Below are 9,219 nucleotides of genomic sequence, written 5' to 3' on the forward strand. Positions count from 1 at the left end.
CTTGTGGAAAAAAGAAGGGGGGCGCAACGAGGGAGAGGAGTCGGGAGAGGGGTGGGTCGCCCGCAGCCCCCACCCCCCCCGACAGGGGGGGGCCCCCCCCCCCCCCCCCCCGGCCGCCCGACCGAGGAGCTGATCCGCATGAGCACGTCCACCCCGGACCTCGGGGCCCGGGACCGGGTCGAGCTGTCGATCGGCGGGATGACCTGCGCCTCCTGCGCCGCCCGGATCGAGAAGAAGCTCAACCGGATGGACGGCGTCGAGGCCACCGTCAACTTCGCCACCGAGAAGGCCCGGGTCGACTTCGGCCCCGGCACCACGGTCGAGGAGCTGATCGCCACCGTCGAGCGCACCGGCTACACCGCCGAGGTCCCCCCGCCGCCGGCGCCCGCCGCCCCCGAACCCGAGCGGACCGCTCCGACCGGGCACCCCGACACCCTGCGGGACCGGCTGCTGATCAGCACCGTCCTCAGCGTCCCGGTGGTCCTGCTGTCGATGGTGCCGGCCCTCCAGTTCGACAACTGGCAGTGGCTGGCCTTCGCGCTCACCGGCCCGGTCGTGGTCTACGGCGGCCTGCCCTTCCACCGCGCCGCCTGGACCAACCTGCGGCACGGCGCCGCCACCATGGACACCCTGGTCTCGCTCGGCACCCTGGCCGCCTTCGGCTGGTCCTGCTGGGCCCTGTTCCTGGGCCACGCCGGCATGCCCGGGATGCACCACGACTTCTCGCTGTCCGTCGGCGACACCGACGCCTCCGCCACGCTCTACCTGGAGACCGCCGCCGCCGTCACCGTGCTGATCCTGCTCGGCCGCCACCTGGAGGCCCGCTCCAAGCGCCGGGCCGGCGCCGCCCTGCACGCCCTGCTCGACCTCGGCGCCAAGGACGTCGCCGTCCTGCGGGCCGGCCGGGAGGTACGGCTGCCGGTGGACCGGCTGACGGTCGGCACCCGCTTCGTGGTCCGCCCCGGCGAGAAGATCGCCACCGACGGCGTGGTGGTCGAGGGCGCCTCGGCCGTGGACGCCTCGATGCTCACCGGCGAGTCCGTCCCGGTCGAGGTCACCGTCGGCGACGCCGTCACCGGCGCCACCGTCAACGCGGGCGGGCGCCTGGTGGTCGAGGCCACCCGGGTCGGCGCCGACACCCGGCTGTCCCGGATGGCCCGGCTGGTCGAGGAGGCCCAGAACGGCAAAGCCGCCGCCCAGCGGCTGGCCGACCGGATCTCCGCCGTCTTCGTCCCGGTCGTCATCCTGATCGCCCTGACCACCCTGGTGGTCTGGCTGCTGGCCACCGACAGCCCCACCGAGGCCTTCACCGCCGCCGTCGCCGTGCTGATCATCGCCTGCCCGTGCGCCCTGGGCCTGGCCACCCCGACCGCGCTCATGGTCGGCACCGGCCGCGGCGCCCAGCTCGGCATCCTGATCAAGGGCCCCGAGGTGCTGGAGACCACCCGCAAGGTCGACACCGTCGTCCTCGACAAAACCGGCACCGTCACCGCCGGCCGGATGGCCCTGCTCGCGGTGCACACCGCCGAGGGCGTGGACCGGGCCGAGGCGCTGCGACTGGCCGGCGCCGTCGAGCACGCCTCCGAGCACCCGATCGCCCGGGCGGTCGCCGAGGCCGCCGCCGAGGCCGGCGAACTGCCCGCCGTCACGGACTTCCGCAACGTGCCCGGACGGGGCGTGGAGGGGGTCGTGGCGGGCCGCACGGTGGTCGCCGGGCGCGAGGCCCTGCTGGCCGACCGCGCACAGCACCTGCCGCCCTCCCTGGCCCGCGCCAAGTCCGCCGCCGAGGCGGCCGGCCGCACCGCGATCGCGGTCGGCTGGGACGGCGAGGCACGGGCCGTGCTGGAGGTCGCCGACGCGGTCAGGCCGACCAGCGCCGAGGCGATCGGCAAGCTGCGCGCACTGGGCCTGACCCCGGTGCTGCTCACCGGCGACAACCGGGCGGTGGCCGAGGCCGTGGCGGCCGAGGTCGGCATCGCGCCGGAGCACGTGATCGCCGAGGTGCTCCCCGAGGACAAGGTCTCCACCGTCAAGCGGCTGCAGGCCGAGGGCAAGGTCGTGGCGATGGTCGGCGACGGCGTCAACGACGCCGCCGCGCTCGCCCAGGCCGACCTGGGCCTGGCCATGGGCACCGGCACCGACGCCGCCATCGAGGCCGGCGACCTCACCCTGGTCCGCGGCGACCTGCGCTCGGCGGCCGACGCCATCCGGCTCTCCCGCAGGACCCTGGGCACCATCAAGGGCAACCTGTTCTGGGCCTTCGGCTACAACGTGGCGGCGATCCCGCTGGCCGCGGCCGGCCTGCTCAACCCGGTGATCGCGGGTGCCGCGATGGCCTTCTCCTCGGTCTTCGTGGTCACCAACAGCCTGCGGCTGCGCCGCTTCCGGCCCGCCTGAGCCCGTACATGCGGCGGGCCCCGACCGGTTACCGGTTGGGGCCCGCCGTCCGTCTCGACGCCCGGCGGCTCAACGCCCCAGCAGCTCGCCGCCGTTGCAGTGCAGGATCTCGCCGGTGATGAACCCGGCCTCGGGCGAGGCCAGGAAGTGCACCGCCGCCGCGACCTCGCCGCTCTCGCCGATCCGCCCGAGCAGGGTGCGGGCGGCCCGGCGGGCGACCTCGGCCTCGTCCAGCCGCGGCCCGAAGAACTCGGTGCCCGCGACGGTGCCCGGCGCGACGATGTTGGCGGTGATGCCCGAGGTGCCCAACTGGGCGGCCAGGAAGTGGTTCCAGGCGTGCAGCGAGGCCTTCGCAGCGCCGTACGAGCCGGCCCCGCGCAGGGCGGCGATGGAGCTGACGGTGACCACCCGGCCGGAGCCCGGGGTGAGCCGGTCGCGGACCGACTCGGTGAGCAGCACCACGGTCAGCACGTTGCGCTCGAAGTCGCCGCGCCAGCGCGCCAGCAGGGCGTGCGGCCCGCCGCCGACCACGGTCTCGCGGCTGCCGGCGTTGTTGATCAGGACGTCGATGCGCTCGGGCAGTTCGGCGAGCGCGGCCTCGACGGCGTCCGGGTCGGCGAGGTCGCACACCAGCGGGGTGACGTTCGGTCCGAGGTCGGCCGCGGCCTTCTCCAGGACCTCCCGGCGGCGCCCCACGATCATCACGTGGTCGCCGGCCTCGACGAACCGCCGCGTGACTTCGTACCCGATTCCCGTGCCACCGCCGGTGACGACGACGTTCCTGGCCATCTGCGCACTCCCTCCCCAGTTCCGCCGTCGCGCGGCGAATGTGCGCGACGGTCCGTACCGGAATGCCACGATTCCTATCACGCTCGGTTGCCGTGACTGCGGGGAGGGTGACGTCCCGCGCGAGCGAAGGTGTGATATGGGCGTGGTACGACGCGCACACGGAGCGTGGCGAGAGGCAGCTCACACCCCCCGGGCGTAACTTCTCGCACCCTGATACGTCTTAGGTTGGTAGTGCGGCAGTTTTTCCGATGGGCGGGGACACGCTGAACGGCAATGTGTCCCCGCGCTTCCAGGACTGCCGCCGACGGGGCTCCGGCGGGCCCCGGGAACGGTCGTCGAACCCGACGGCCTTCGCGCACGACGCCGGGGTTCTGGCGGGCCTGGGACGCTTTGAGCGGCCGTCCCCGGCTGCGGCCGACCCCGGAGTCGTGCGCCGTACGGTTCCGTCCCCGCGCGGGCCCTCGGGCGCGCCACCGGGACGCGAAGGGGCCCGGCCGCTCGACAGCGGCCGGGCCCCTCTCAGCTTCCGCGCGGGCCGGTGGTCGGCTCCGCCACGGTCAGCGGGCGTCCAGCGGGACGTAGTCGCGGATCGCGGTGCCGGTGTAGATCTGGCGCGGACGGCCGATCCGGCTGGTCGGGTCGTTGATCATCTCGTGCCAGTGGGCGATCCAGCCCGGCAGCCGGCCGAGCGCGAACAGCACGGTGAACATGCTGGTCGGGAAGCCCATGGCGCGGTAGATCAGGCCGGTGTAGAAGTCCACGTTCGGGTACAGCTTGCGCGAGATGAAGAAGTCGTCCTTGAGGGCGTGCTCCTCCAGCTTGAGCGCGATGTCCAGCAGCTCGTCGCTCTTGCCGAGCTGGCCGAGGACCTCGTGCGCGAGCAGCTTGACCTGGGCGGCGCGCGGGTCGAAGGCCTTGTAGACCCGGTGACCGAAGCCCATCAGCTTGACGCCGGCTTCCTTGTTCTTCACCTTCGTGATGAAGGCGTCGACGTCGCCGCCGTCCTTCTGGATGCTCTCCAGCATCTCCAGCACGGCCTGGTTGGCGCCGCCGTGCAGCGGGCCCCACAGGGCCGAGATGCCGGCCGAGATCGAGGCGAACAGGTTGGCGTGGCTGGAACCGACCAGGCGCACGGTGGAGGTCGAGCAGTTCTGCTCGTGGTCCGCGTGCAGGATGAGCAGCTTGTCCAGCGCGTTGACGACGACCGGGTTGAGCTCGTAGTCCTCGGCGGGGACGGCGAAGGTCATCCGCAGGAAGTTCTCGACGTAGCTCAGGTCGTTGCGCGGGTAGACGAAGGGCTGGCCCATCGCCTTCTTGTACGCGTACGCGGCGATCGTCGGCAGCTTGGCGAGGAGGCGGACCGTCGACAGGTGGCGCTGGGCCGCGTCGAACGGGTTGTGGCTCTCCGGGTAGAACGTGGACAGCGCGCCGACGACCGAGGACAGCATGGCCATCGGGTGGGCGTCCCGCGGGAAGCCCTGGAAGAAGCGCTTGACGTCCTCGTGCAGCAGGGTGTGCTGGGTGATCTCGCGGTTGAACTCCGCCAGCTGGTCCGCGTTGGGCAGCTCGCCGTTGATCAGGAGGTACGCGGTCTCGATGAAGCCGCCATCGGAGGCGAGCTGCTCGATCGGGTAGCCGCGGTACCGCAGGATGCCGTTGTCACCGTCCACGAAGGTGATCGCGGACTTGTACGCGGCGGTGTTACCGAAGCCGTTGTCCAGGGTGACCAGGCCGGTCTGCGGGAGCAGCTTCGAGATGTCGAAGCCGGAGTTGCCCGCAGTGCTCTCGACGACGGGGTACTCGTACTCGCCGTCCTGGTACCTCAGTACTACCGAGTTGTCGCTCACGTCTTCCTCACCGACGAAATGAATCCTCTTCCAAGGTGCCCTGACTGTCTCTACCATCCCCCATCCGGAGGACAGTCGCGCACCCGGGGTGGCCCGAAAGGGCCCGCCCCTACAAAACCTGCCGCCGCAGCCGGTACGAACCGGACAAGATCGGCACCACCCTAGGCTCTGCCGTAAATCTCTTCACGTCAAGAGAACATTAGAGGCAACCATCCCGTTGGATAATCATCCAGCTGTCAGCCGATGGTCGAGCGCGGTGTGCCTCCGACCTGCGCTGACGGCCCGGACCGCCTGCCCGATCGCCTTGCGTGACCCCACCAGCACCACCAGTTTCCTCGCCCTGGTCACAGCGGTGTAGAGCAGATTTCGCTGGAGCATCGTCCAAGCGGACATGGTGACCGGAATCACCACGACCGGGTACTCGCTGCCCTGCGAGCGGTGGATCGTCACCGCGTACGCGTGGGCCAGCTCGTCCAGTTCGTCGAAGTCGTACGACACCTCCTCGTCCTCGTCGGTGAGCACCGTCAGCCGCTGGTCGTCGACGGCGAGGGCGGTCACCACTCCCACTGTGCCGTTGAAGACGCCGTTGCGCCCCTTGTCGTAGTTGTTGCGGATCTGGGTGACCTTGTCCCCCACCCTGAACGTGCGCCCGCCGAAACGGCGTTCGGCCAGCCCCTCCCGGGCCGGCGTCACCGCCGCCTGGAGCAGGGTGTTCAGGTTCCCCGCGCCGGCCGGGCCGCGGTGCATCGGCGCCAGCACCTGCACGTCCCGGCGCGGGTCGAAGCCGAACTTCTGCGGGATCCGGCGCGCCACCACGTCCACCGTCAGCCCGGCCGCCCGCTCCGCGTCGTCCTCGGCGAACAGGAAGAAGTCCGCCAGACCGTCCGTCAGCGGCGGCCTGCCCTCGTTGATCCGGTGCGCGTTGGTCACCACCCCGGACTGCTGGGCCTGCCGGAAGATCCTGGTCAGCCGCACCGACGGGATCGGCCCGCCCTCGGCCAGCAGATCCCGCAGCACCTCCCCGGCACCCACCGAGGGCAACTGGTCCACGTCCCCCACGAACAGCAGGTGGGCCCCCGGCGGCACCGCCTTGACCAGCTTGTTCGCCAGGATCAGATCCAGCATCGAAGCCTCGTCGACCACCACCAGGTCCGCGTCCAGCGGCCGGTCCCGGTCGTACGCGGCGTCCCCGCCCGGCTTCAGCTCCAGCAGCCGGTGCACCGTCGAGGCCTCCACCCCGGTCAGCTCCGCCAGCCGCTTCGCCGCCCGGCCGGTCGGCGCCGCCAGCACCACCTTGGCCCGCTTCGCCAGCGCCAGCGTCACGATCGACTTCACCGTGAACGACTTGCCGCACCCCGGACCGCCCGTCAGCACCGCGACCTTCTCGGTCAACGCGAGCCGCACCGACTGCTCCTGCTCCGGCGCCAGTTCGGCCCCGGTCCGCTTCGCCAGCCACTCCAGCGCCACCGGCCAGTCCACGTTCCCGAACCACGGCATCCGGTCCGCGTCCGACCGCAGCAGCCGGACCAACTGGTTGGCCAGCGAGATCTCCGCCCGGTGGAACGGCACCAGGTACACCGCCGTCACCGGCTCGCCGCCCTCCCCCGGGACCGCCTCGCGCACCACCCCCTCCGCCGCCACCAGCTCCGCCAGGCAGTCGATCACCAGCCCGACGTCCACCTGGAGCAGCTTCACCCCGTCCGCGATCAGCCGCTCCTCCGGCAGGAAGCAGTGCCCCTGGTCGGTGCTCTGCGACAGCGCGTACTGCAGGCCCGCCTTCACCCGCTCCGGGCTGTCGTGCGGAATGCCCACCGCCTGGGCGATCCGGTCCGCCGTCAGGAAGCCGATGCCCCACACGTCCGAGGCCAGCCGGTAGGGCTCGTTGCGCACCACCCCGATCGAGCCGTCGCCGTACTGCTTGTAGATCCGCACGGCCAGCGAGGTGGACACCCCGACCCCCTGCAGGAAGACCATCACCTCCTTGATGGCCTTCTGCTCCTCCCAGGCCTCCGCGATCTTCTTCGTCCGCTTCGGCCCCAGCCCCGGCACCTCGATCAGCCGGCCCGGCTCGTTCTCGATCACCTCCAGGGTCTCCACCCCGAAGCGCTCCACGATCCGCTCGGCGAACCGCGGCCCGATCCCCTTGATCAGCCCCGAGCCCAGGTACCGCTGGATCCCCTGGACGGTGGCGGGCAGCACCGTGGTGTAGTTCTCCACCGTGAACTGCCGCCCGTACTGCGGGTGCGAACCCCACCGCCCGTGCAGCCGCAGCGACTCGCCGACCTGCGCCCCCAGCAGCGCGCCCACCACCGTCAGCAGGTCGTTCCCGCCCCGCCCGGTGTCCACCCGGGCCACCGTGTAGCCGGTCTCCTCATTGGCATAGGTGATCCGCTCCAGCACGCCCTCGACCTGCGCGAGCTGGAGCGGCACCTGCTGCCCGGACTGCGCCGCCTGCTTGCTCACCGGACCCCCTTCGACCGGTACGGGTGGATCAATGCCGCTACGCACCGTACCGCCCCGTACCGACAGCCCCGGAACCGTTGCCTGCCGTGCACCGCCCCGGCCGAGGTGCCAGGCTGGGAGGAACCGAGGGGGACCGCCGTCGACCGCGCCCGCCCGGGCCCCGTCCGAGGAGCAGTGCCGCCATGCTCAACACCGACTTCCGCCCCGGTTCCCCGGACTGGCTCGACCTGAGCAGCCCCGACACCCGCGCGTCCGTCGACTTCTACACCACGCTGTTCGGCTGGACCTTCGACTCCGCCGGCCCCGAGGCCGGCGGCTACGGCTTCTTCCAGCTCGACGGCCGGACCGTCGCCGCCCTCGGCCCGCTCCCCGACGAGGCGACCCCGCCCGGCTGGACGCTCTACTTCGCCACCGAGGACGCCGACCGCACCACCGCCCTGGTCGAACAGGCCGGCGGCCGCGTCCGGTACGCCCCCTTCGACGTCTTCACCGCGGGCCGGATGGCCGGCTGCACCGACCCGACCGGCGCCGACTTCGCCGTCTGGCAGCCGCACGACACCCGCGGCCTGGACCTCGTCACCGAGGAGGGCAGCCTCTGCTGGGCCGAGTGCTACAGCGTCGACGCCGAACGCGCCAAGTCCTTCTACCGCGCCGTCTTCGACTGGCAGGAGCAGGACGTCCCGCTCGGCGAGGTGATGTACACCGTCCTCACCCCGGCCGGCGGCGGCACCGACGACGCCCACGGCGGCATCATGCAACTCGGCCCCGAACACACCGCGCGCGGCACCGGCTCGCACTGGCTCCCCTACTTCGAGGTCCCCAACACCGACGCCAGCCTCGCCATCGCCGCCACCCTCGGCGCGACCGTACGGATCCCGGCCATGGACGTGCACGGCGTCGGCCGTCTGGCCCAACTGGTCGACCCGCACGGCGCCGTCTTCGCCGTCATCACCAGCACCAAGCCCGGGGAGTGACGGCCGATGGGGCCCACGACCCTCGGGACCCACGGCCCTTCAGAAGGGCAGTGAAGGGGTGCTACGGGCGTAGACAGGGTGTGGTGGCCGCCTCGCATGCTTCTAGTCTCTGATCATGACTGAAACGGCTGTTCTGACGATCCGACGGGCCACCGCCGACGACCTGCCGGCGATCGTGGCCATGCTGGCCGACGACCCGCTGGGCGCCACCCGCGAGAGCCCCGACGACCTCACCCCCTACCGCGCCGCCTTCGCCCGCCTCGACGGCGACCCCCACCAGCACCTGGTCGTCGCCGACCGGGCCGGCCGCACCGTCGGCACCCTGCAGCTCACCGTCGTCCCGGGCCTCTCCCGGGCCGGCGCCACCCGAACGATCATCGAGGGCGTCCGCATCCACGCCGAGGAACGCGGCAGCGGACTGGGCACCGACCTCATCCGCTGGGCCGTCGACCGCTCCCGGGAACTCGGCGCCGACCTCGTCCAGCTCACCTCCGACGCGACGCGCACGGACGCGCACCGCTTCTACGAGCGGCTCGGCTTCACCGCCTCGCACGTCGGGTTCAAACTCAAGCTCTGACAATCGCTCAAGCTCTGAGAATCGCCGGGAAACGCGAAGAACCCCCATCCGGATCCCGGATGGGGGTTCTTCTGAAGAATTGTTCGGCGGCGTCCTACTCTCCCACAGGGTCCCCCCTGCAGTACCATCGGCGCTGTAAGGCTTAGCTTCCGGGTTCGGAATGTAACCGGGC

The 9,219-nt window shown here is 71.7% G+C and carries 6 protein-coding genes and 1 rRNA gene; 3 read left to right on the forward strand and 4 right to left on the reverse strand.

Features of this window, described 5'->3' with window-relative positions; genetic code table 11:
• Window positions 1-138: 138 nt before the first annotated feature.
• Window positions 139-2,397, forward strand: a complete 2,259-nt coding sequence (locus ACFVGO_RS35210; RefSeq protein WP_380636195.1) for a heavy metal translocating P-type ATPase — start codon at window positions 139-141, stop codon at window positions 2,395-2,397.
• A gap of 69 nt (window positions 2,398-2,466) precedes the next feature.
• Here the strand turns inward: ACFVGO_RS35210 and ACFVGO_RS35215 are convergent, their stop codons facing one another.
• The 3 genes from ACFVGO_RS35215 to ACFVGO_RS35225 all read right to left on the reverse strand — a co-directional run bounded on the left by ACFVGO_RS35215 (window position 2,467) and on the right by ACFVGO_RS35225 (window position 7,496).
• Window positions 2,467-3,186, reverse strand: coding sequence for an SDR family oxidoreductase (locus tag ACFVGO_RS35215; RefSeq protein ID WP_359910541.1), 720 nt, complete (start codon window positions 3,184-3,186; stop codon window positions 2,467-2,469).
• 557 nt (window positions 3,187-3,743) lie between these two features.
• Complete coding sequence (locus ACFVGO_RS35220) at window positions 3,744-5,033, reverse strand: citrate synthase (RefSeq protein ID WP_359910538.1); 1,290 nt, start codon at window positions 5,031-5,033, stop codon at window positions 3,744-3,746.
• 225 nt (window positions 5,034-5,258) lie between these two features.
• Window positions 5,259-7,496 (reverse strand): ATP-dependent RecD-like DNA helicase, encoded by a 2,238-nt coding sequence (locus tag ACFVGO_RS35225; protein ID WP_359910536.1) that lies wholly within the window; start codon window positions 7,494-7,496, stop codon window positions 5,259-5,261.
• A 182-nt stretch (window positions 7,497-7,678) separates the two neighbouring features.
• Here ACFVGO_RS35225 and ACFVGO_RS35230 point away from each other — a divergent pair, with 182 nt between their 5' ends.
• On the forward strand, window positions 7,679-8,470 hold the full coding sequence (locus ACFVGO_RS35230; RefSeq protein ID WP_359910533.1) for a VOC family protein: 792 nt from the start codon (window positions 7,679-7,681) through the stop codon (window positions 8,468-8,470).
• Window positions 8,471-8,585: 115 nt separating this feature from the next.
• Window positions 8,586-9,047 carry a GNAT family N-acetyltransferase gene (locus tag ACFVGO_RS35235; protein WP_359910530.1) on the forward strand — a complete coding sequence of 154 codons (462 nt, stop codon included), beginning with the start codon at window positions 8,586-8,588 and terminating at the stop codon, window positions 9,045-9,047.
• A gap of 81 nt (window positions 9,048-9,128) precedes the next feature.
• Here the strand turns inward: ACFVGO_RS35235 and rrf are convergent.
• A 5S ribosomal RNA gene (gene rrf, locus ACFVGO_RS35240) occupies window positions 9,129-9,219 on the reverse strand; the annotation flags it as partial.

The sequence above is a fragment of the Kitasatospora sp. NPDC057738 genome (genome assembly GCF_042798815.1).
GTDB lineage: Bacteria > Actinomycetota > Actinomycetes > Streptomycetales > Streptomycetaceae > Kitasatospora > Kitasatospora lactacystinica.

What these genes read in the sequence shown, in the direction of transcription:
- ACFVGO_RS35210 (WP_380636195.1), top strand. Translation starts at nt 139, where the DNA reads ATGAGCACGTCCACCCCGGACCTCGGGGCCCGGGACCGGGTCGAGCTG.
- ACFVGO_RS35215 (WP_359910541.1), bottom strand. Translation starts at nt 3,186, where the DNA reads ATGGCCAGGAACGTCGTCGTCACCGGCGGTGGCACGGGAATCGGGTAC.
- ACFVGO_RS35230 (WP_359910533.1), top strand. Translation starts at nt 7,679, where the DNA reads ATGCTCAACACCGACTTCCGCCCCGGTTCCCCGGACTGGCTCGACCTG.
- ACFVGO_RS35235 (WP_359910530.1), top strand. Translation starts at nt 8,586, where the DNA reads ATGACTGAAACGGCTGTTCTGACGATCCGACGGGCCACCGCCGACGAC.